The organism is Parabacteroides sp. AF17-3 (assembly GCF_003635445.1).
GTDB classification, from domain to species: domain Bacteria; phylum Bacteroidota; class Bacteroidia; order Bacteroidales; family Tannerellaceae; genus Parabacteroides; species Parabacteroides goldsteinii.
In genome coordinates this window covers 533,716-555,141 of the sequence record NZ_QTMM01000002.1, presented here as the reverse complement: position 1 = coordinate 555,141, position 21,426 = coordinate 533,716, and the positions used below count along the sequence as shown (strand labels likewise).

Annotated in this window: 18 protein-coding genes; 8 read left to right on the top strand and 10 right to left on the bottom strand. The window is 46.4% G+C overall.

What is annotated here, in order from left to right; translation table 11 throughout:
* Nucleotides 1-11: 11 nt before the first annotated feature.
* Nucleotides 12-728 (top strand): DUF5036 family protein, encoded by a 717-nt coding sequence (locus DWW91_RS04335; RefSeq protein WP_009860326.1) that lies wholly within the window; start codon nt 12-14, stop codon nt 726-728.
* 15 nt (nt 729-743) lie between these two features.
* Here the strand turns inward: DWW91_RS04335 and DWW91_RS04330 are convergent, their stop codons facing one another.
* Genes DWW91_RS04330 through DWW91_RS04295 form a run of 8 tightly spaced genes read right to left on the bottom strand, consistent with a single transcriptional unit; the run spans nt 744 to nt 9,267 of the window.
* Complete coding sequence (locus tag DWW91_RS04330) at nt 744-1,193, bottom strand: YqaA family protein (RefSeq protein WP_122327044.1); 450 nt, start codon at nt 1,191-1,193, stop codon at nt 744-746.
* Entirely contained in the window at nt 1,178-2,188 is a 1,011-nt protein-coding gene (locus tag DWW91_RS04325) for a hypothetical protein (protein WP_010801063.1), read from the bottom strand. Before DWW91_RS04325 ends, DWW91_RS04330 begins: the two co-directional genes overlap by 16 nt.
* Nucleotides 2,189-3,457, bottom strand: a complete 1,269-nt coding sequence (gene purD, locus DWW91_RS04320) for a phosphoribosylamine--glycine ligase (protein ID WP_009860323.1) — start codon at nt 3,455-3,457, stop codon at nt 2,189-2,191.
* Between the two features lie 60 nt (nt 3,458-3,517).
* Nucleotides 3,518-5,734 (bottom strand): DPP IV N-terminal domain-containing protein, encoded by a 2,217-nt coding sequence (locus DWW91_RS04315; RefSeq protein WP_122327043.1) that lies wholly within the window; start codon nt 5,732-5,734, stop codon nt 3,518-3,520.
* A complete protein-coding gene (locus tag DWW91_RS04310) occupies nt 5,718-7,316 on the bottom strand; it encodes a class I SAM-dependent RNA methyltransferase (protein WP_009860321.1) in 1,599 nt (532 codons plus the stop codon). Before DWW91_RS04310 ends, DWW91_RS04315 begins: the two co-directional genes overlap by 17 nt.
* A gap of 25 nt (nt 7,317-7,341) precedes the next feature.
* Complete coding sequence (locus DWW91_RS04305) at nt 7,342-8,241, bottom strand: serine O-acetyltransferase (protein WP_122327042.1); 900 nt, start codon at nt 8,239-8,241, stop codon at nt 7,342-7,344.
* A gap of 58 nt (nt 8,242-8,299) precedes the next feature.
* The gene (locus DWW91_RS04300) at nt 8,300-8,770 is read right to left on the bottom strand and encodes a hypothetical protein (protein ID WP_009860319.1); all 471 of its coding nucleotides are present in this window, start codon (nt 8,768-8,770) and stop codon (nt 8,300-8,302) included.
* Nucleotides 8,771-8,790: 20 nt separating this feature from the next.
* Nucleotides 8,791-9,267, bottom strand: coding sequence for a pyridoxamine 5'-phosphate oxidase family protein (locus tag DWW91_RS04295; RefSeq protein WP_009860318.1), 477 nt, complete (start codon nt 9,265-9,267; stop codon nt 8,791-8,793).
* A gap of 730 nt (nt 9,268-9,997) precedes the next feature.
* Between DWW91_RS04295 and DWW91_RS04290 the strand changes: the two genes are divergently transcribed.
* Complete coding sequence (locus tag DWW91_RS04290; protein WP_122327041.1) at nt 9,998-11,821, top strand: heparinase II/III family protein; 1,824 nt, start codon at nt 9,998-10,000, stop codon at nt 11,819-11,821.
* A 3-nt stretch (nt 11,822-11,824) separates the two neighbouring features.
* Here the strand turns inward: DWW91_RS04290 and DWW91_RS04285 are convergent, their stop codons facing one another.
* A complete protein-coding gene (locus DWW91_RS04285; protein WP_122327040.1) occupies nt 11,825-13,222 on the bottom strand; it encodes a phosphatase PAP2 family protein in 1,398 nt (465 codons plus the stop codon).
* A 238-nt stretch (nt 13,223-13,460) separates the two neighbouring features.
* Between DWW91_RS04285 and DWW91_RS04280 the strand changes: the two genes are divergently transcribed.
* From DWW91_RS04280 to DWW91_RS04270, 3 genes are read left to right on the top strand one after another with little or no spacing between them, the layout of a single operon-like run.
* Nucleotides 13,461-14,186 (top strand): succinate dehydrogenase/fumarate reductase cytochrome b subunit, encoded by a 726-nt coding sequence (locus DWW91_RS04280; RefSeq protein ID WP_009860315.1) that lies wholly within the window; start codon nt 13,461-13,463, stop codon nt 14,184-14,186.
* A gap of 33 nt (nt 14,187-14,219) precedes the next feature.
* Nucleotides 14,220-16,163: a fumarate reductase/succinate dehydrogenase flavoprotein subunit gene (locus tag DWW91_RS04275; RefSeq protein ID WP_009860314.1), complete on the top strand. Its 1,944-nt coding sequence runs from the start codon at nt 14,220-14,222 to the stop codon at nt 16,161-16,163.
* A gap of 27 nt (nt 16,164-16,190) precedes the next feature.
* Nucleotides 16,191-16,946, top strand: a complete 756-nt coding sequence (locus DWW91_RS04270) for a succinate dehydrogenase/fumarate reductase iron-sulfur subunit (RefSeq protein ID WP_009860313.1) — start codon at nt 16,191-16,193, stop codon at nt 16,944-16,946.
* A 298-nt stretch (nt 16,947-17,244) separates the two neighbouring features.
* On the opposite strand, the gene DWW91_RS04265 is transcribed toward DWW91_RS04270, so the two are convergent.
* Complete coding sequence (locus DWW91_RS04265) at nt 17,245-18,090, bottom strand: helix-turn-helix domain-containing protein (protein WP_122327039.1); 846 nt, start codon at nt 18,088-18,090, stop codon at nt 17,245-17,247.
* A 240-nt stretch (nt 18,091-18,330) separates the two neighbouring features.
* Between DWW91_RS04265 and DWW91_RS04260 the strand changes: the two genes are divergently transcribed.
* The 3 genes from DWW91_RS04260 to DWW91_RS04250 all read left to right on the top strand — a co-directional run bounded on the left by DWW91_RS04260 (nt 18,331) and on the right by DWW91_RS04250 (nt 21,424).
* Complete coding sequence (locus DWW91_RS04260; RefSeq protein WP_009860311.1) at nt 18,331-19,545, top strand: radical SAM protein; 1,215 nt, start codon at nt 18,331-18,333, stop codon at nt 19,543-19,545.
* A gap of 177 nt (nt 19,546-19,722) precedes the next feature.
* Entirely contained in the window at nt 19,723-20,307 is a 585-nt protein-coding gene (locus tag DWW91_RS04255; RefSeq protein ID WP_010801057.1) for a DUF417 family protein, read from the top strand.
* A gap of 493 nt (nt 20,308-20,800) precedes the next feature.
* Nucleotides 20,801-21,424 carry a LiaF domain-containing protein gene (locus DWW91_RS04250; RefSeq protein ID WP_122327038.1) on the top strand — a complete coding sequence of 208 codons (624 nt, stop codon included), beginning with the start codon at nt 20,801-20,803 and terminating at the stop codon, nt 21,422-21,424.
* Nucleotides 21,425-21,426: the final 2 nt, after the last annotated feature.

Genomic DNA, 21,426 nt, shown 5'->3' with positions numbered 1-21,426 from the left:
TTAATTAAGAAATGATGAAAAAGAAGCTATTATTTCAACTTCTGTTTGTTGCGAATGTATTTTTCGCAACATCTTGTTCCGATGATGATTCAGTAGAATTGGAGGATGTCACCACATTGAATATGCTCAATGAGGATAACGGAAAAACGTATCTGGGCAATTCGGACATTTATATCACGGATGAAAACAATTTCAGTGGCTCGTCGTGCCTGCTTGTGGAACTCGGTGGTGCAAACGGGATTGGAAAGGTTGTTCCTCCCAGGGTCGGAGACGGACTCGTGCGGAAGGCGGCCGTGTTACCGGGATGCCTTTATCAGGCCTTCAATCGCAATTCGATACTCGAATTTCCTTCCGGAAAACCTGCGATTGCTCTCGAAGCCTCTTATTACCAGTTTTATGTTGAATCTGAAATCGTGAAGGATATAGCGAATACGGGAACGGCAGTCAATGTGGGAGCCGTAGTTAAATATGCCCCCGTCTATCCCGATCCGCAAGGCTTGCCGGAATACGGCAGCGTGATCGGTGAGGTGAGTAACAGCGGTGATGTGGTGGAAATGGATTTTCCGAAAGATGTCGAGTTCTTATACTCAACATCCAATGGATTCGAGATAACGACCGATGGTGGTAAATTGACTGTTACCTATTATTATTGGACCGATTCGAAAGAATACTCCATCTATGTGCGCCGCGGTAGTATCTTTACGGAAGTCATCATTCAGGTAGTATAATAAGGGAAAGAAAGTTTAAAACATTCCCTGTACCTTATAAACAAACTCCATCCATACCCAATAGCGGATGGCTTTGCCCAGGAACATGGAGATGGCGACGATCCAGACGTTGGCGCGCAGGAAACCGAGCGCTACCGCGATAAAGTCGCCGATGCCGGGGAGGAAGACGAAGAAACCGATCCAGGAGCCTTTACCGGCAATCCAGTCCTGTACCTTTTGCAGCTTTTTGGCATCCAGTTTGAGGTATTTCTCGATCCATTCCACTTTTCCCAGCATGCCGAGCCAGTAACAACTCATGCCGCCCAGGAAGTTGCCCAGTGTGGCGGCGACCATGCAGGGCCAGTAGGCAGAACCAGCCAGTAAAACACCGGTCAGGACGACTTCGCTGCTGAAAGGCAGGATCGTCGCTGCGAGGAAAGAGGCGATGAACACCCCGATATATCCGTATTCTATAAGAAATTCCATAGGCGTAGAAACAAGAGAGCGATAAATAGAACAATGGTGGAATAGAAGGTCCAGAAAACGATCTTACCCCGCATGACGGTGAAGAAATGGGCGATCAGTATGGCAGAGGGGATACAAGCTGTCTCCAGAAACTCTTCCGATGCCTGCTCGTACAGGAAATAGAGTGCAAAGGCCCACACCGACATGCAGATCAGGAAGGACAGGAACTGGCGTGTACGCAGCACATCTTCGTATTCGTGCGTGATGATGTTGATAGCGGATACAGCCGTCAGTATGGCGATGGCGATGATTCCGACCCAGTCGAGCAACCCGATGCCGGCAGCGGCCAGGATGCGTATCTTGAACAGCGTGGCAAACGGAATCGTGAACGGCGTGAAGTCGCGGAACCAGATACACCAACCCAGCAGGAACCAGTAGACGGTACCTACACCGAGCAGGGAGGCTAGAAAGGTACGGATACTCAAGCTCCTGAAGTTATACATCCCTATCCAGAACAGAGGAATGAACCAGAGGATATGTACCCATAGCAGGCTTCCGATCCCGATCAGCAGGGAGGCATTGTAGGCTTTGCTCTTGGCACCGGGGTCGTGGTAAGAGGTGAATAGCTGATAGATGGCCAGAATCAGGCAGAATACGCCGACTGAGGTGGATTTCAGCGGCAGAAAATCCGGGTTGGTACTGATGAACAGTACATAAAACAGGAAAGGCAACAACGTCTTCTCGCGGATCAGCACCAGGACATAATTGGCACGGTGGAGCAGGAAGGCGCCCCCGAACATCAGCAGCATGCCGATGGCATAGGTGAAAGCCTTGCCGGGCAATACCTGACAGATAGCATTCCATAGGGGCGGTGCCGTCACTTCTCCATACACCGGATAGCCGACCGAGTTCAGGTAACTCACGATCCAGCAGGCGACACAGGCCATCAGGGTACAGGCAAAAGTTGCCGGTCCCGAAATGGTGTGTCTGCGAGAATAGCTGTATGTATTGTTCATTTACAAATCGAACCCGATGTCGCTTCGGAAATATTTCTTGTCGAACATGATGGTCTTTGCTCCGGCGAATGATTTGGCCAGGGCTTCTTCCTTATTGGCTCCGTAAGAGCTGACAGCGATGACGCGTCCGCCGTTGGTCATGATCCGGTCGTTGGCGGAGACGGTGCCGGCGTGGAAGATGATGTTGTCGGAGGTGATGTCGTTCAGTCCGTAGATCAGTTTGCCTTTTTCGTAGGCTTCGGGATAACCGCCGCTTACCAGCATGACCGTAACGGCTGCACGCGGGTCTATTGTCAGGGTGCGCTTGTCGAGGTTGCCTTCGGCCACGCCTTCCAGCAGGTCTACCAGGTCGCTCTGGATGCGGAGCATGACTACTTCCGTTTCCGGGTCGCCCATACGGCAGTTGTATTCGATCACCTTGGGATCGTTCTCATTGATAAGGCCCAGGAAGATGAAGCCTTTATAGTCGATACCTTCCGCTTTCAGACCTTCGATGGTCGGACGGATGATCTGTGTTTCCACTTTGGCCATATACCCCTCGTCGGCAAATGGAACAGGGGAAACGGCACCCATACCGCCGGTGTTCAGGCCGGTATTGCCTTCGCCGATCCGTTTGTAGTCTTTGGCTACGGGGAGTACTTTGTAGTTCGTACCGTCGGTCATGACGAATACCGAACATTCGATACCTGTCAGGAACTCTTCGATAACCACTGTCTTGCTGGCATCGCCGAACATACCGTTCAGCATGTCACCCAGTTCTTTTTTCGCTTCTTCCAGCGTTTCGAGGATGAGTACGCCTTTTCCGGCAGCCAGTCCGTCGGCTTTCAGCACGTAAGGGGCAGGCAGCGATTCGAGGAAGGCGTATCCTTCGGCGATATTTTCGGCTGTGATGCTCTTGTAACGGGCGGTCGGTATGTTATGGCGCATCATGAATGCTTTGGCAAAGTCTTTACTGCCTTCCAGCTGCGCTCCGGCTTTGGACGGACCGATCACGGGGATGCCGGCCAGCGAGGCGTCGTTTTTGAAGAAGTCGTAAACACCTTTTACCAGCGGATCTTCCGGACCGACAACAACCATGTTCACATCGTTAGCCAGTACAAAATCTTTGATGGCGGCGAAATCGTCCGCCTTGATATATGCATTGGTTCCCACCTGTGCAGTACCTGCGTTGCCGGGGGCAATGAATAACTTATCCACTTTCGGACTTTGGGAAATCTTCCAGGCTATTGCATGTTCGCGGCCGCCGGAGCCTAATAATAGAATGTTCATATCGTTATGTTTATTATATTATCTGATGGTAACTGTTTCCCCTCTCAAGAGGGGAAACAGTTACTCTTTGTTCGTATTCTTCAAGTAGTCATCGAAATACCGTGTTATCTTCTCGTAGAGATGCGGGCGGTCTTTGCCTGTCACGTTGTGCTCGTGGCGGGGGTAGACGAAATAATCGGGATAGGTATCTGCATCCACGCAGGCTTTCAGGAAGCCCAGGCTATGTTGCCATACTACTACCGGGTCGATGTCGCCGTGTATCTGGAGGAGATGGCCTTTCAGGTTGCCTGCCTTCAGCTTCAGGTTGGCGTTCTTATACCCTTCCGGATTATCCTGCGGACGGTCCATATAACGCTCTCCATACATGATCTCGTAGTTGCTCCAGTCGATCACCGGACCGCCGGCAACACCGACTTTGAAAACATCGGGATGCGTCAGGATCAGGTTGGTCGTCATGAAGCCGCCGTAGCTCCATCCGTGCACACCGATACGGTCGGCATCCACGTAAGGAAGCGATTTCAGGTATTCCACGCCTTTCATCTGGTCGGCCATCTCGTTGACACCCAAGTTGCGGTGGATCACGCTTTCGAAAGCGAATCCCCGGTTAGATGTGCCGCGGTTGTCGACCGTGAAAACCACGTAGCCGCGTTGTGCCATATAGATATCCCAGCCTCTTACGCCGTTCTGCCAGCCACCCGTTACCAGTTGTGAGTGGGGGCCGCCGTAGACGTAGACGATGGTCGGGTATTTCTTGTTCTCATCCAGTCCGACAGGTTTGACCAGGCGGAAATGCAGGTCGGTTGTACCGTCGGCAGATTTTATGGTACCAGCTTCTATTTCCGGCAGTGTGTAGCCTTTGTATGGGTCCCGGGCGGTCAGGAGGTTTTTGATCTCCTTGCCGTCTTTGGTCCGGATCAGGTTGATGATGCGCGGGATTTTCGGAGCGTCGTAACTGTCGATCGCATATTTGCCGGAGGCGCTGACCGAAAGGTTATGTACACTTTCCAGGGCGGCATTCGGTGTCAGCAGGGATGTCTCCCCCTTCTTCAGATTCAGCTTCCAGCCGTTTACATTCATCGGAGTGCCGTAATTGAACGAACTCCGTATGTGCGGTTGGGTGGAAGTGATAAACAGGTTCTCGCCTTTGGCATCGAAACCGATTACCTGGGTGACTACCCATTCTCCCTGTGTCAGTTGCTTTAGTTGTTTGCCGGTGGTGTCATACAGAAACAGGTGGTTGTATCCGTCTTTCTGGCTTTGCCAGATGAATTTGCCGGGATCGTTCGGGAGGAAGAGTACCGGATATTGCGGTTCAACGTAATGTTCGTTCGTTTCTGTGAAAAGAACGGCTTCTTTCTTGCCGGTCAGGGCAGAATAGCGAACCAGGTTCATCTCATTCTGTTCGCGGTTCAGTTCGGCAATATAGATACTCTTTTCATCCGGGCTCCAGGCGATGTTGGTAAGAAACTTTTCTTTGGGGGTTCCGGTTTCCAGCCAGACGGTTTCGCCTGTCGAGAGGTTGTACACACCGACTGTTACCTCATGGCTCTTCATGCCGGCCATCGGATATTTAACCGGTTCGGCTTTTGCCTGGCGGGCGTCGATATTGACGATAGGATAGTCTGTGACCATGCTCTCGTCCATCCGGTAGAAAGCCAGGGCGGAACCTGCCGGTGACCAGAACAGTCCTTTGCTGATGCCGAATTCACGTTGATGGACTGCCTGTCCGCATACGATTCCGTCTTTTGTTTCACGTGTAACAATACTCGTCTGATTCTCCGGTGAAAGAATCTGTATGTTGTTCCCCACCGTGAATGCCAGGCAGTTATTGGCCGGACAGAAGTTATAGTTCGATCCTTTGTTGTCCAGCTGATAATTGCCAATTATCTTGTTTTCGGCAAAATTGTAATGCAGGCGGTGGCCTTTACTGGTAAAAGCCAGTACCGGCTGGTCCTTATAGGGAACAGAAAATCCGGGCAGACTGCCTACCGTCGGAAGTCCGGCTGCCGAAAGCGCCTCATTGAGTCGGCTGCGTGTAAAGGCAACCTGCTCTTTCTTTTCGGGTACGCCGCATATCATACTGTCTCCTTTGACATACAGGTAAGTGTCCCCACACCATTGTAGCTGTTTGAGACTGGCCGGGACGAACTTATTGTGTGTCTTCCCTCCCGGAAGCAGGTCGTGTAATGTGAGTTGTTTGTCCTGTGCCATCAGCGTCATGGATGTAGATAAAGCGAACACGCAAAGAACCAGGAAGTGTTTAATCTTCAAAGTCATCGTTGTCTTCTCTTCTGAATGGTTTCTTGAATGGACGGCCTTCTCCGCGTTTTCTGTCTCCGAAGTTCTTTCTGTTTTTAGAGAACCTGTCGTCTTCGTCTTTGTAACGCATTTTGACGGGACGTTTTTCACCGGCTTTGTGCAGAATCGGGCGAACCGGGCGTTCACCACGTTCGCCTCCGAACTGTTTGCGGGCAGGACGGCCGTCACCGCGTTCTTCGCCGAAGAAACGTTTTCCCGGTGCTGCGGATGTACGTTCGTTTTCGTCTTCACTGTGAGCCGCGGCAAAACGACGGTCGGGGCGATCCATGCGATCGGTCTTGAAGTTCGGGCGACCTGCAGGACGGGTGTCATATCTTTTTTCAGGGAATGAGGGTCTCGGACGTGAGGCGGAATCTTCCGTTCTTTCCGCGCCTTCCTCGTTCAATGCTTTCTTATAGTCTTTGTTCTTTCCTTCAAATATTTCGTAACAACGGTATTCGCAGTCGAGCGAGCCGTTGATCAACTTCATCCGTTCGCTGGGACGCAGGCCGATCTTGTCGAAGCATTCGTCTTTGTAGCTGAGTATCCATACTTTATATCCGGTAAACACATGTTTGACGCGTTCGCCGATCATATTATAAAGTCCCAGCAGGTCGCGGGAGGAGATACGTTCGCCATAAGGCGGGTTGGTTACCAGGATACCCGGTTGCGGTGCTTCCGTATATTGCTGGAAAGGCATCGTTTTCAGTTCGACGTATTTGGCCAGGCCTGCGCTACGGATATTCTTCTGGGCGATCTCGATAGCGGCCGGGTTGATATCCGAACCGTAGCATTTGAAAGTGAATTCGCGTTCCTGGCTTTCGTCGTTATAGATGCGGTCGAACAGTTCCTGGTCGAAGTCGATCCATTTCTCGAAAGCGAACTCCTTGCGGTGGATACCCGGGGCGATGTTCAGGGCGATCATAGCCGCTTCGATCAGCAGCGTACCGGAACCGCACATCGGGTCGACGAAATTGGATTCGCCTTTCCAGCCTGTCTTCAGGATCATACCGGCAGCCAGCACTTCGTTCAGCGGTGCTTCGGTCTGTTCCACGCGGTATCCGCGTTTGTGAAGGCTCTCGCCCGAACTGTCGATAGACAAGGTACAATCGTTGTGCGAGATATGTATATTGATGTATAAGTCGGGATTGTTCACACGTACGGAAGGACGTTTGTTGTGCTTCTCCATAAAGTAGTCAACGATCGCATCTTTTGTACGGTAAGCCACGAATTTAGAGTGATTGAAATCTTCTGAATAGATCACGGAGTCGATCGCGAACGTCTTGTCCAGTGACATATAGTTTTCCCATACGACTTTTTTCACTTCCTTATAAACCGTATCGGCATCTTTTGCCTTGAAATGATAGATCGGTTTCAGGATGCGTAAGGCGGTGCGGCAACAGAAGTTGGCTCTGTAAAGCACTTCTTTATCTCCTGTGAAGGATACCATCCGGCGGCCAATTTCTATATCGTTGGCGCCTATAGCTAATAACTCACCGGCCAGTATTTCTTCTAACCCGTACAGGGTTTTGGCCACCATTTCAAATGTCTCGTTATTCATTTGCGTGCGTTGTAAGAAAAGATATTTATTTAGTTACTTTATTTTGTGTAATGACAGCACCGGGGGGAACATCTCCGGTGATCCAGACGTTGCCGCATATCGTGGCACCTTTGCCGACCCGTATTTTCCCCAATAGCGTCGCGTTGGAGTAGACGGTCACATTGTCTTCCAGGATGGGATGGCGGGGGACACCGCGGATCGCGTTCCCGTTCTCATCGGGCGGCAGCTTTTCTCCGGCAAGGCTGACACCCTGGAAGATGCGTACGTTATTCCCGATCACACTGGTTTCGCCGATCACGGTACCCGTGCCGTGGTCGATAGAGAAATAATGTCCTATCTGAGCTCCCGGATGAATGTCGATACCGGTTTCGGAATGAGCCATTTCGGTGATCATCCGGGGTATAAAAGGAACGCCCAACTTATAAAGCTGGTGCGCTATACGATAATTGCCTATTGCCCGGAAGCCCGGGTAACAGAAGATAACTTCATTGATGTTTTGTGCTGCCGGATCACCGTTGTAGGCGGCTTCGGCATCGGTGGCAAGCAGACAGCGCATTTCCGGCAGTGTGGAAATGAACGCTTCGGAAAGTTTTTCTGCCTGGCTGAGGATCTGCTCTTCCGCACAGGAAGTACAGCTGGTGTCGGCCAGGCAAAGGCCCGCATAGATTTGACGGCTGAGCAGCTCGTGCAACTTTTCAATATTGACCCCGGTATGGAAACGGATCGTCTGTGTACTGATCCGCGCATTCCCGTAATAGCCAGGAAACAGGATTGCACGGCACAAGTCAATGATCTCCTCCAGTACTTCACCTGAAGGCAATGCCTCTTCATCGCGGTAGGCATGAAACAGTTGTTTGTATGAACATTCGTCCGAAAGCTTTTCTACTGTTTCATTCAATACCTTGCTATGCTTTTGCAATCCCATTATTTTGAAAGTCTTATTTTGGGCAAAAGTACATTAAATATCTGATATATGTGTACTTTTAATAGGTTATAACTGCTTTGAAATGCGTTTCCGGCGGCCGTTGATCAGTAAAGAAGTCGGAGAATGTCACTTTGAAGATGATGAAACCGTCTTTGGTGTATTCGGCTGCATAGGTTTCCGTCCAGATATTATTCTCTTTATCTATTCGATTGACAGGGTTGGGTAATGCAGTTTGTGCTTCTTTGTCTTCGCCGTGATCCAGATACATGTAACAGGTAATTAAGCCTTCTTTATAAGCATCCTGATATATGTCGAAATCTTTATCGGCAATTCTGTACTCATACATGTAAAAAGGTTCGTTATTACCATTGTCGACTAATTCCCAGTCGCTTGACTTAACTTGTATATCCTTGTCAAATATCCAGTAGGTTATACCGCCATCTTCCCCGTCTCGTCCCGGAGGGCCCATCGGTCCTTCGCATGAAGCGAACAGGAACACCATTAAAAATATTGCTAACAGATTTTTCATATATTCACTCTCTTAAATGTTTAGTATTTCTTGTGCGGTGCCCCGAACTCTTTGCATGTTACTTCATCTAGGTCTACCAGCCATATTTTTACGTTTTTCACAGCCGGGTCGGAATAACGGAATTCCTTGTCCGAATACTGTTTCATAATTATATCCAGCGCTTCCGTTTTCTTGTCGAAGTCTTCTTCAAACCGCACTTTACCCCATGCGATAACGCTTTTGGAACGCATACGGTAGCTGCAAGCCACTTCGGGATGCTGGAATACCAGATCATGGTCGGTGCTGAAGGTGATGCAAACCTTCGGGTTACGTTCCAGGATTGAGATACTTCGGCCTTCCTGCGCTGAATGTAAATAGATAACACCGTTCCGATAGCCAAAGTTCATGGGTATAACGTAAGGCGTACCATCCGTATCAGCCAGTCCGACGAAACAGACATCGCAACTACGGATAATCTCCTCGATATGTTCTTTCTCTGTGTGTACCAGTGTCTTCATTACTATTTTTAATTATGCTCTTGCAAACATAGTAAAAAAGTTCAACTTCTCGGACTTACTTTTGCGACTTTATTATATATGTACTGTTTTCGTTAATGTGTCAAAATGTCAAATAGTCCTTCTGTCAGTGAGCTGTACGTGTCCTAAATCAGGTTTGTTGTTTTTATTCGCTCTACGGGATGATTGCGAATGTCTTTATTTTAATTGTTGATTAATAAATGTAGCTTTATGTTTGATGATGTGTGGTAGTCGTTGATAAATGTCGTAAAGTACATTTGAAATATGTGAATGTGCTGTTGGAATTTGGTCTGGATATTTACTCATTCTGGAGATAAAATGTGTTGTTTAGCATGTGATTTGAGGTCCCAAAGCCTGTTTAAAATAACTTTTCTGGACAGAATTAACAAATTTTTCATCTGCAATAAATCTCCATTTCATTTAAAATGAAAAAAAATTCGTTTTAAACGAGATTACAATTTGTTTAAAATGAAGAGTGAAAATCTATATGAATACGCTAAGTGTTAAATATTGTGTTTTCGGATCTTCTATTTCTACTGTTTTGTGAAATATAGCAGATACGTATATGCGTAAAAAATATACAATATGATCTTTAATCGTTGTAAATTGTAGCAAAATGGTATTTTCTTGTCTGTTAAAAGGATTCCGGATAAGAAAACACTTTTTCAAGCGATTTCCTATATTTGTAACTCCAATTAAATATAATACCTGTATGAATAAAACTATCCTGCTTGTTGTGTTTTGCTTTTCCCTGTTCGTTTCGGGGTATTCACAGGGAATACGCTTTGATTCTTACCCTTCTCATCCCCGGTTGCTGGTAAAGAAAGGAGAGGAGCAAAAGATTAAATCCGATCTGGCTCTTAATCCGGAGATGCTCCGGTTGCATAACTATCTACTTGGGCAATGCGACGATCTGATCACGACGCCTGTGCTGGCATATAAAAAAGAAGGGAAACGGTTGCTGGCCGTATCGCGTGAAGCCTTGCGGCGTATCTTCTATCTTTCATATGCTTACCGGATGACAGGAGAGGATAAGTATCGTTTGCGGGCAGAGCAGGAAATGATTGCCGTGTGTTCGTTTACCGATTGGAACCCGTCCCATTTTCTGGATACGGGCGAAATGACTATGGCGGTTGCAATCGGTTATGACTGGTTGTTCGATCGGTTATCTCCGGATGCCCGGAGGCTGGTGCAGGAGGCGATTCTGAATAAAGGTTTTGCCCCGTCGAGGGATAAAAGATATAACTGGTTTCTGAGAGCGACCAATAACTGGAACCAGGTCTGTAATGCCGGACTGGTTTACGGTGCGCTGGCTGTGTTGGAGGATCATCCGGAAGAGGCCCGTGAAATCATTGAACGTGCTTTGTCTACAGTCGGCTTGACTTTGAAGGGCTATGGTCCCGATGGCGCTTATCCCGAAGGATATAATTATTGGGGATACGGGACTACCTTCCAGGTTCTTTTGAATGCAGCGTTGGAATCCGCCTTGGGGACTGACGGCGGTCTCTCTTCGGCTGAAGGTTTTCTGGCTTCTGCCCGTTTTATGCAGTTTATGACCGGAACGACCGGTAAATGCTTTAACTTCAGCGATTCCCGTGAGACTGTTTTTGCTTTGCCGGCTATGTACTGGTTTGCCGACAAGCTGCAAGACCCTACACTGCTTTGGAATGAAAAGGATATGTTGAGTCGGGCGGAGTTGTCTTTTTCGGATGAGGAGAGCCGTTTCCTTCCGTTGATACCGATTTATGGTTCACAATATAAAATGAATGAACTGGTGCCTCCTGCCATGAAATTGTGGGCGGCTAACGGACAGACGCCTGTCGTGCTGGTCCGTACGGGATGGGAAAATGGAGAAGGTTTCTATCTGGGAATAAAAGGAGGAACGGCTTCGACCAGCCATGCCCATATGGATGCCGGATCGTTTGTGTTCGATGCTTTGGGTGTTCGCTGGGTACAGGACCTGGGGATGCAGGAATATTATTCGCTGGAAAAGGAAAATGTAGATTTATGGAATATGTCGCAGAACGGGCAGCGCTGGAATGTGTTCCGTTATAATAACCAGGCGCATAATACACTGACTGTAAACGGTAAATACCATGATGTAAAAGGTTTTGTACCTGTGACAAATATCTATTCGGAAACGCATAAACTCGGAGCTTCTCTGAATATGACGGACTTGTTCGGCGGAGAATTGGAAAATGCCGTCCGTGAAGTTGCTCTGATCAATGAAAAATATCTGTCGGTGATTGATCGTGTAAAAGCTGGCAGTCAGCCGGCAACTGTCAGATGGACGATTGTAACCGGGGCCATTCCCCGTGTATTGGACAGTCATATGGTGGAACTGACAAAAGACGGCAAATGTATGCAACTGATCGTCGATAGTCCATCCGTAACTTCTGTGTCCGTCCTTGATAATGTATCGAAGAATAGCTATGATGCTTCCAATGAGGGAACCTGCCGTATCGTTTTCGATGTAAGTCTGGAAAGCGGGCAGGAGAGCGATATCAAAGTCCGGCTGGTTCCTGCTGCTGACTGATAATTACCAGAACAGCGCCGTTACGGTTGCCCCTATTGTAAAATAGTGTATTTTGTGCTTGCTTAAATGGCTTTCGCCGTAGACTGGTTGGCTGTCTCTGAGGCTGGTTAAGATTTCGTAAGGTGCTTTCAGGAACGTATAATCGTAATCTACGAACATACGGATACCCAGGTTGCGGCTGACAATCCCGGTCGCTGAAATGCCTGTGCGTAAAACATAGTTGCTGCTGCCGTTGCCTTTCATAAAAGCAATATTATTTATGGTTCCGTATGGGGGGTGCTTTTCCTGTAAGTCCATTTCCACTTCATTTTTCACCAGATAGGAATATCCGGCCTGGAACTTTGTTCCTAAAAGCAATTTACTAGCTACAGGTAACGAGAAATAAGGCCCTGCCGTAAAAGTAAAAACACCGGTCGGATCGGCATGGACGCGGGTGATGTCATATTTGGTTGAAGGGGTTGTTCCTGTATAAAGCGACATGTCGAATGCTATCGGGCTTGCCAGCGCTGTTATTTCGCCGCCGATACCGAAATAAGGATTGAAGAAGTAACCGCCTTTTACGCTGACATTGGTTGCTCCCGGCGAGCTCAGGCGTATATTTTTACCTACCTCGATACTTCCGTTGATGATACTGTATCCTACGGCGAACTCCAGGAAAGAAGGGCGCCCTCCTTTGGGGGCAGACTCCCTGAGCTTGTCAGGGAGATTCAAGCCTTTGTCCTTGAAGATCAGGTCTACCAGAAAATACCCTAACTCTGTGGATAAGATGCCGATACCGGCCCCGGCCAGTACGTCGCTCAGCCAGTGGCGGTTGTTCAGTTGCCGGCTGAAAGCGGTGGCTGTGGCGACTGTATATCCCCCGATACTATATAACGGGCTGCGGGTCAGACCATATTCCCGGTGCATGATGGTAGCAGCCATGAAAGCGGTTGCCGTGTGTCCCGAAGGGAATGAGTTGTTCTTTGAGCCGTCGGGGCGTTCGCGTTTGATCGTATATTTCATGCTGTTGACGGTAGCGGCCATGATCGTTGCCGAAAAAGCGTTCGATACGATCATCCGGGGCCATGAACTACGACTTTCCACACCGCCGAGCTTCATCCCGTAAACAGCAAGCAACGGAGTATATTGCAGAAAATCATCGTATCTGTAATGGAAGTTGGGCGTATGCGTATTGCGCAATGTCCGGAATTTATCACCCTGCCCATATGTTATGGCTGAAATGGCGAAAAGAGGAACAGGGACACGTAGCATCTGGTATACCTTATTCTCTGATATTTTGTTGTAAGTGGTTTCAAATTCATGTTCTTTATTTATGAATCTCGTACTATCTTTCCACTGAGCACGAACAGACGGTATAAAAATCATCATAAATAAGAAGCTCAGCATTTTACGTTGTAACATACGATCCCCTGATTATGCCACGAAGATATAAAAATGCCGGTTAGTACTGGTTACATTTTTGTTAATTTATTTATTGAATAGGATTTACCGTTTGTCCCTCCTGAAATGTATAGGTTTGATTGACGAAATATTTCTTTAATCGTTTGCGTGATACGTGTATTTAGCATACCTTTGCCTGATAATTGAGTATATTGATATGAATTTCTAAAAACAATTAAATAACTTAAATTATTATCTTATGTGGTTACTTAATTCTTCTATCGGGAAGAAGCTGATAATGAGTGTATCAGGCCTTTTTCTTGTTTTGTTCTTATTGTTCCACTTGTCAATGAATGTGGCGGCTGCTTTCTCGGGAGAAGCCTATAACATGATTTGTTCATTGTTGGGAGCAAATTGGTATGCCGTGGCAGCAACATTGGTGCTGGCAGCAGGCGTTGTGATTCACTTTGTGTATGCTGTTCTCCTTACACTGCAAAACCGTAAGGCTCGCGGTAACGACCGTTATGCAATTAACGCTCGTCCGAAAGGTGTGGAATGGGCATCTCAGAACATGCTGGTACTGGGTATTATCATTATCCTGTTCATGGTGTTGCACTTCAGCCAGTTCTGGTATAAGATGATGTTCGCCGAACTCCTAGGCAATCACATGGTAACACTTTGCGACGGAACAACAACCGTATCTCCTCAGGACGGTGCAGCGTTTATCAACTACTATTTCCAGGGTAATATCCTGAATACAGTGCTGTATCTGGTATGGTACGTAGCTTTGTGGTTCCACCTGACTCACGGGTTCTGGAGCGCTATTCAGACTATCGGTTGGAGTAACACGATCTGGATGAACCGTTGGATCTGCATATCCAAGATTGTAGCAACCGTTATTTGCGTAGTGTTTGCTATCATTACTATCGTTTTCTACCTGAATGGTGTAGGTGGTGACTATGTAGCTGTTTGTGCAGGACATTAATTTAAGGTGTAACAATATTGAAAATAAATCATTATGACTCAAATAGATTCTAAAATCCCTCAGGGCCCGTTGGCTGAGAAGTGGAAAAATTATAAAGATCATCAGAAACTGGTGAACCCCGCGAACAAACGTCGTCTGGACGTGATTGTAGTTGGTACTGGTCTGGCCGGTGCTTCTGCTGCTGCCTCTCTGGCAGAAATGGGATTCAACGTATTGAACTTCTGTATCCAGGATTCTCCCCGTCGCGCACACTCAATCGCCGCACAGGGTGGTATCAATGCTGCAAAGAATTATCAGAATGATGGTGACTCTGTTTACCGTCTGTTCTACGATACAATCAAAGGTGGTGACTATCGTGCCCGCGAAGCAAACGTTTATCGTCTGGCTGAAGTTTCCAACTCTATTATCGACCAGTGCGTAGCACAGGGTGTTCCTTTCGCTCGCGAATACGGTGGTCTGCTGGATAACCGTTCATTCGGTGGTGCTCAGGTATCCCGTACGTTCTATGCCCGCGGTCAGACCGGACAGCAGTTGTTGTTGGGTGCTTACTCTGCTTTGAGCCGTATGATCGGTTTGAACAAAGTAAAGATGTATACCCGCCACGAAATGCTGGACGTTGTGAAGGTGGATGGCCGTGCCCGCGGTATCATCGCACGTAACCTGATCACAGGTCAGATCGAACGTTTTTCTGCTCACGCAGTAGTGGTGGCAACAGGTGGTTATGTAAATACTTTCTTCTTGTCTACTAACGCAATGGCTTCCAACGGTTCTGCTGCATGGCAGTGCTACAAGAAAGGTGCTTACTTCGCTAACCCTTGTATGGTGCAGATCCACCCGACTTGTGTACCGGTGAAAGGTGACTATCAGTCTAAGCTGACTTTGATGTCTGAATCATTGCGTAACGACGGTCGTATCTGGGTTCCGAAGAAACTGGAAGATGCAAAAGCATTACAGGCCGGAACTAAGAAAGGGAAAGACATTCCTGAAGCAGACCGCGACTACTATCTGGAACGCCGTTATCCGGCATTCGGTAACCTGGTTCCGCGTGACGTGGCTTCACGTGCCGCTAAAGAACGTTGCGACGCCGGTTTCGGTGTGAACAACACAGGTCTGGCCGTGTTCCTCGACTTCTCCGACGCCATTAACCGTCTGGGTAAAGATGTTGTAAAAGCTAAATATGGTAACTTGTTCGACATGTACGAAGAAATTACCAACGACGATCCATACGAAACTCCGATGATGATTTATCCTGCATTGCACTACTCGATGGGTGGTCTGTGGGTTGACTATGAATTGATGACTTCTATTCCGGGTCTGTTCGCTATCGGTGAAGCTAACTTCTCTGACCACGGAGCTAACCGTCTGGGTGCTTCTGCGTTGATGCAGGGATTGGCCGATGGCTACTTTGTATTGCCTTATACAATCCAGAACTATCTGTCAGACCAGATCCAGGTTCCGCGTTTCAGTACCGACCTGCCTGAGTTTGCAGAAGCTGAAAAGGGGATCAAAGACCGCATCAAGAAATTGATGAGTATCAAGGGTAAAGAGTCGGTAGATTCTATTCATAAGAAACTGGGTCATATCATGTGGGAACATGTAGGTATGGCACGTGATGCAAAAGGTTTGCAGGAAGCGATCCAGATGTTGAAAGAGCTGAAGAAAGAGTTCTGGAGTAATGTATATATTCCGGGTGAAGCCGATAACCTGAACGTAGAGTTGGATAAGGCATTGCGTTTGGCTGACTTTATTGAGATTGGTACATTGATGGCACACGATGCATTGGACCGTGCCGAATCTTGTGGAGGACACTTCCGTACAGAGCACCAGACCGAGGAAGGCGAAGCCCTGCGTCATGACGATAAGTTCATGTACGTATCTTGTTGGGAATACCAGGGTGAAGACAAAGATCCGGTTATGCTGAAGGAAGATTTGAACTATCAGTTCGTTGTTCCTCAAACACGTAACTACAAGAAGTAATAATCATCAATCACAAAAATTAGAATCATGGATAAAGATATAAAAGTAACACTTAAAGTTTGGCGTCAGAAAAGTCCGAAAGATAAAGGACAATTTGAGACTTACCAAATAGACAAAATCAATCAGAGTGTTTCTTTCCTGGAAATGTTAGACATTTTGAATGAACGTTTGGTCAGTGAAGGTAAAGAGCCGATCGTATTCGATCACGACTGTCGTGAAGGTATCTGCGGTATGTGTTCTTTGTATGTAAACGGACATCCGCACGGACCTGCAACCGGCGCAACTACTTGCCAGCTTTATATGCGTCGCTTCAATGATGGCGAAACTATTACAATCGAACCGTGGCGTTCTGCCGGTTTCCCGGTAATCCGCGACTTGATGGTAGACCGTTATGCTTACGATAAAATTATCCAGGCAGGTGGTTTCGTATCAGTGAACACAGGTGGTGTACCTGATGCCAATTCAATCGCTATTCCTCGTGCAGATGCTGAAATGGCTATGGATGCTGCTGCATGTATCGGTTGCGGTGCTTGTGCTGCTGCTTGTAAGAACGGTTCGGCTATGTTGTTCGTTTCTGCAAAGGTTAGCCAGTTGGCTCTGTTGCCTCAGGGTAAGGTAGAAGCTGCTCGTCGTGCGAAAGCAATGGTTGCCAAGATGGACGAACTGGGCTTCGGTAACTGTACCAACACGCGTGCTTGCGAAATGGAATGTCCGAAGAACATCTCTGTCAGCAACATCGCTCGTTTGAACCGCGAGTTCATTTGTGCTAAATTGCAAGACTAATATACATTATATATGTATGTCCGGAGAGGCGTTGCTTATGGCAGCGCCTCTTCTTTTTTGCCCCTATTTTAACATTTCTGAAGTCATAGATAAATATCTTGAATGTTGTTAGTGTTTCTTATATGCTATACAACACTAATTAGCATTTTAACTATTGACAAGTTGGAGAATACCTGTATCTTTGTACTGTGGTTTTTTCATAATAGTATTAGATTTAAGGTTAACAAAGTTGGTTAGGGCTTGTCGTGAGACAGGCTTTAATTGTTTATAGGGGTTTGCGTCCGGCATATCCCTTTTTTTAGCTCTCCCTGTATTCCTGCGGGGTCATTCCTACATGTTGCCGGAAATATTTGTTGAAGAACGAAAGGTTGTCGAAACCCAGGGCGAATGCAATCTTCTTGACCGGCATATCGGTCGATTTAAGCTGCGCTTTGGCATCCATAATGATGATATTGCTCAGGATATCCAATGCAGTCCGTCCGCTGACCTTTTTTATCACATAACAGAAATGCTGCAAGGTGATGTTGAGCCTTTTGGCGTAATAAGACACGCTATGCTCTTTCGTGTAGTTTTCCATCGCCAGTTGTACGAACTCCCGGCATATTTCCATGTTACGCGTCATGGGAGCATTGCTATATGGCGTATGATTCCTGTATAATTCAATAACCCCTTGCATGAAGATAGTAAAGATTGCCTTGATAATCTCCTTGTTCTCGATGGTTTTAGGCATGGAATAAGCATTGATCAGCAAGTCGAAAGCCTGTTGGTAGAGTAAGGATATATGTTCCGGCAGAGGCATGATCGGACTGTCGAATATGACAGGCAGATAGTTCGTAATCGTCTTTATATAATTGATATGGCTGACGAATACGGAAGAAAAGCCTGCAAAACACAGTTTTACATCATCGGAAACCTCATGTATCTGAATGAAGCAACCCGGGGGTAAGGTGATAAAGTCGTTCTTCCGGATGGTAAACTCAGTTAAGTTTACAGTCGTGTGGACTGTCCCTTGTACGCAAAGCACGAATATGCCAGCCTTGATCTTGCACGGGAAACGTCCGTACTGGTTCAGTATTTCACCTGTAATACTGTTTCCTACAATAAAATCTACGGGGAGGTCGAATTTAGGAATATTGTCTTCCATACTTTTATATACACTTAATTGAATGTACAAAGATAGTTTTTTTGAGACAAGTTAGTCGATAATCTTAAATATAGAACATCGAATCCCACAAATGGAGATTGTTTTGTGCTGTATAATAGTTGAAATTTGCGAATGTTTTCAAGTCTTGCTGATAGATTTGTTGGGATGGTATATATTTGTCTATCTGCTAAATAAGATATGGGAGCTAATACTAATAGAGAAATCTAATCGATAATAACAATGAGTACGAAAAGAACAAAGAGCTCTTTCAGGACAATGAGCACAAACAGAAAATTAGAATCTGTTTTCCTGTTTGTCACAGGACGGTGTAATGCTAAATGTAAAATGTGTTTCTATGCAGAAGACATGGATAAAAAGGAGAAAGACCTGACTTTTGAAGAAATCAAGACAATCTCCGAAACAGCCGGGCAGTTCAACCGTTTGTGGGTATCCGGCGGTGAACCGACACTGCGTGAGGAGTTACCTGAAATTATAGAGATGTTCTACAAGAATAACGAGATAAAGGACGTGAATATCCCTACCAACGGATTGAAGCCTGACCGGATCGTCGCCTGGGTAAAACAAATCCGCCAGAATTGTCCGGAACTGAATATCAACCTGAGCCTTTCTTTGGACGGTTTCGGTGATACGCATGATATACAGCGCGGCGTTCCCGGCAATTTCTACAAAGCGATGGGGACACTGAAGCTGATTGAAAAAAACTTTGCTGACGACGGCAGGGTGTTGAAAAACCTGGCCACCGTAATCACCAAATATAACGAGAATGAGGTCGAGGATCTGATGATATGGATGCTGGGACGTTTCCATCTTTCCAATCATATTATCGAAGCTGCACGCGGCATGACCCGCGACGACGGAGTGAAGGTTCTTACCGAGCCTACTTTACGCGCCTTGCAGGATAAGGTTGTTCCTATTTATAATGTATATGGGGAGCGTATGGCGGAGGAAACCGGTGGGTTCAGAAAACCTATCGCCCGTTTCTTCTACCTGGGTTTCATACGTACATTATATAATGTACGTGCGACCAATATCGATCATCCGACCCCCTGGGGTATGGATTGTACGGCCGGCGAAACAACACTGGTCATAGACTATGACGGTCGTTTCCGTGCCTGTGAACTTCGCGAACCGCTCGGTAATGTAAAGGATTATGATTGCAATATCGCAAAGATTATGGAGAGCGATGCCATGAAACAGGAGATTGCCGCTATCGGTCATGGTGACAAGGCTAACTGCTGGTGTACGCATGGGTGTTGGATCACTTCATCGCTTGTTTTCAATCCCCGCAAGATGATCACGCAGGTCTATAAAGGATACCGGGAGATGAAGAAGCTGAACCGTCCTCTGAATATCAGTGAAGAGCTTTTGCAGAGCATCGAACGCAAATATGCCTTGGACGAACAGAAACTGGTGGAGCTGGGGGTTCGTAATTAAAATAGTTCCGATAACGGATCATTTATAAAGCCGGTTGACGGGAAATATACCTCTGTTAACCGGCTTTATTGTGTTTAAGGGAATAATTGTCAAATTATCTGGTAGAATTGCCATTTCCCATAGGGGAAAAATGTCGGATCTTTGCATCATAAGTTAAACTGATAAACAAAGAAAGACATGACTACTAAATTAAAAGATTTATTCGACACATTTCTGAACATTGCAGCTTCTTCACAGAAACTGGGTATTAACCTGATCCGCGTAGCTATCCTGATTATATTCGTATGGATCGGCGGGCTGAAATTCTATAATTATGAAGCGGAAGGGATCGTTCCTTTTGTGGCAAACAGTCCGTTTATGAGCTTTTTCTATGCAAAGAGTGCACCGGAATACAAAGAATATAAGTTGAAAGAAGGTGAATTCAATGAAGCCAAGCATCAGTGGCATGTAGAAAACAATACCTATATTTTTTCACATGGACTAGGCATTATGATCATGGCGATCGGTATCCTGACTTTCCTGGGTATCTTTTCTCCGAAAATTGGCTTGATAGGTTCCGGACTGGCGATCATAATGACATTGGGTACGCTTTCATTCCTGGTGACAACACCTGAAGTATGGGTGCCCGATTTGGGAAGCGGAGAACATGGTTTCCCCTTACTGACCGGAGCAGGTCGGCTGGTAATAAAAGATACGGCAATCATAGCCGGAGCGATCGTGGTATTGTCCGACTGTGCACAACGTATATTAAAGAAGAAATAGGAACAAAAAGTGTTTATTTTAACACTTTGGAAGCAAAAAACAAACATATTGAACCTTGTTAGCTTTTCTTATAGTGTATGAAACACCATTTAGCATAAAACCTCTTGACAGGTTTGGATTAAGCAGTATATTTGCATCATGGTTTTTTCATAATAGTATTAGATTTAAGGTTAACAAAGTTGGTTAGGGCTTGTCGTGAGACAGGCTTTAATTGTTTATAGGGGTTTGCATCCGGAAATGCAAGCCTTTTTTCTTTTAAATATGGCATTCTCTGAAAAATAACTCCCTTTTTTATCGGTAATATTCGGCAATTCACCGATATTTGACTGTAATAGGACGTATTTCTATTGCCGGAAGGCTGACAGGAGCATACTTTTGCTCTCAAACAATTAAACTGTATATCGTATGAATCTTAGGAAAAACTTATTTTGGGCCATCCCGTTTATTGTAGTGGGGGTCGTATGGATCATGAGGAACACAGGCATGATCACGGATGATCTTTTTAGGTATAGGGAGTATTTCCCGGAGACATTATATAGGCGGTTTGATTACCTTTTTGGTTGGTGCGGCATTTTTACTGCCACGACTGGGGTGGATGGATAGCGATTGGTTGCAGGTCTATTGGCCGGCTGCTTTTGTCATTGTCGGTTTAATGCTGATCTTCGAACCGCGTAAAAAGAACTCCTATCATTACAATAGCCGGAGAGAGGATACCGGTGGAGAAGATATCCGGGGAAATGCCGTTGCCGGTAAAGTAAAAAGTGATTTTATTAATACGGACGGATATGTGGAATCGGATAATACATTTGGCTATGTGGAACAAATTATTTTAGATCCGGTATTTAAAGGAGCCAGGATTAGGACTGTGTTTGGGGGAACGGTCCTGGATTTGCGGAAAACGAAGCTGGATAGTGCTAAAACCTATATTGATATCGATTGTAAGTTTGCCGGTGTGGAAATCTATCTTCCTGGGGATTGGGCGGTCAATTTTCATGGCAGTCCGATCATGGGGGCATGCGAGGATAAACGTTTTAATGCCTCTATGGAAATGGATAAAGAACATATACTGGTTGTACGGGGAATTGTTATGTTCGGTGGCATTGAATTTAAGAGTTGATT

Bases quoted from the DNA above. Each gene is read 5' to 3' on its own strand.
- DWW91_RS04335 (WP_009860326.1), top strand. From the start codon at position 12: ATGATGAAAAAGAAGCTATTATTTCAACTTCTGTTTGTTGCGAATGTA.
- DWW91_RS04330 (WP_122327044.1), bottom strand. From the start codon at position 1,193: ATGGAATTTCTTATAGAATACGGATATATCGGGGTGTTCATCGCCTCT.
- DWW91_RS04325 (WP_010801063.1), bottom strand. From the start codon at position 2,188: ATGAACAATACATACAGCTATTCTCGCAGACACACCATTTCGGGACCG.
- purD (WP_009860323.1), bottom strand. From the start codon at position 3,457: ATGAACATTCTATTATTAGGCTCCGGCGGCCGCGAACATGCAATAGCC.
- DWW91_RS04315 (WP_122327043.1), bottom strand. From the start codon at position 5,734: ATGACTTTGAAGATTAAACACTTCCTGGTTCTTTGCGTGTTCGCTTTA.
- DWW91_RS04310 (WP_009860321.1), bottom strand. From the start codon at position 7,316: ATGAATAACGAGACATTTGAAATGGTGGCCAAAACCCTGTACGGGTTA.
- DWW91_RS04305 (WP_122327042.1), bottom strand. From the start codon at position 8,241: ATGGGATTGCAAAAGCATAGCAAGGTATTGAATGAAACAGTAGAAAAG.
- DWW91_RS04300 (WP_009860319.1), bottom strand. From the start codon at position 8,770: ATGAAAAATCTGTTAGCAATATTTTTAATGGTGTTCCTGTTCGCTTCA.
- DWW91_RS04295 (WP_009860318.1), bottom strand. From the start codon at position 9,267: ATGAAGACACTGGTACACACAGAGAAAGAACATATCGAGGAGATTATC.
- DWW91_RS04290 (WP_122327041.1), top strand. From the start codon at position 9,998: ATGAATAAAACTATCCTGCTTGTTGTGTTTTGCTTTTCCCTGTTCGTT.
- DWW91_RS04285 (WP_122327040.1), bottom strand. From the start codon at position 13,222: ATGTTACAACGTAAAATGCTGAGCTTCTTATTTATGATGATTTTTATA.
- DWW91_RS04280 (WP_009860315.1), top strand. From the start codon at position 13,461: ATGTGGTTACTTAATTCTTCTATCGGGAAGAAGCTGATAATGAGTGTA.
- DWW91_RS04275 (WP_009860314.1), top strand. From the start codon at position 14,220: ATGACTCAAATAGATTCTAAAATCCCTCAGGGCCCGTTGGCTGAGAAG.
- DWW91_RS04270 (WP_009860313.1), top strand. From the start codon at position 16,191: ATGGATAAAGATATAAAAGTAACACTTAAAGTTTGGCGTCAGAAAAGT.
- DWW91_RS04265 (WP_122327039.1), bottom strand. From the start codon at position 18,090: ATGGAAGACAATATTCCTAAATTCGACCTCCCCGTAGATTTTATTGTA.
- DWW91_RS04260 (WP_009860311.1), top strand. From the start codon at position 18,331: ATGAGTACGAAAAGAACAAAGAGCTCTTTCAGGACAATGAGCACAAAC.
- DWW91_RS04255 (WP_010801057.1), top strand. From the start codon at position 19,723: ATGACTACTAAATTAAAAGATTTATTCGACACATTTCTGAACATTGCA.
- DWW91_RS04250 (WP_122327038.1), top strand. From the start codon at position 20,801: ATGATCTTTTTAGGTATAGGGAGTATTTCCCGGAGACATTATATAGGC.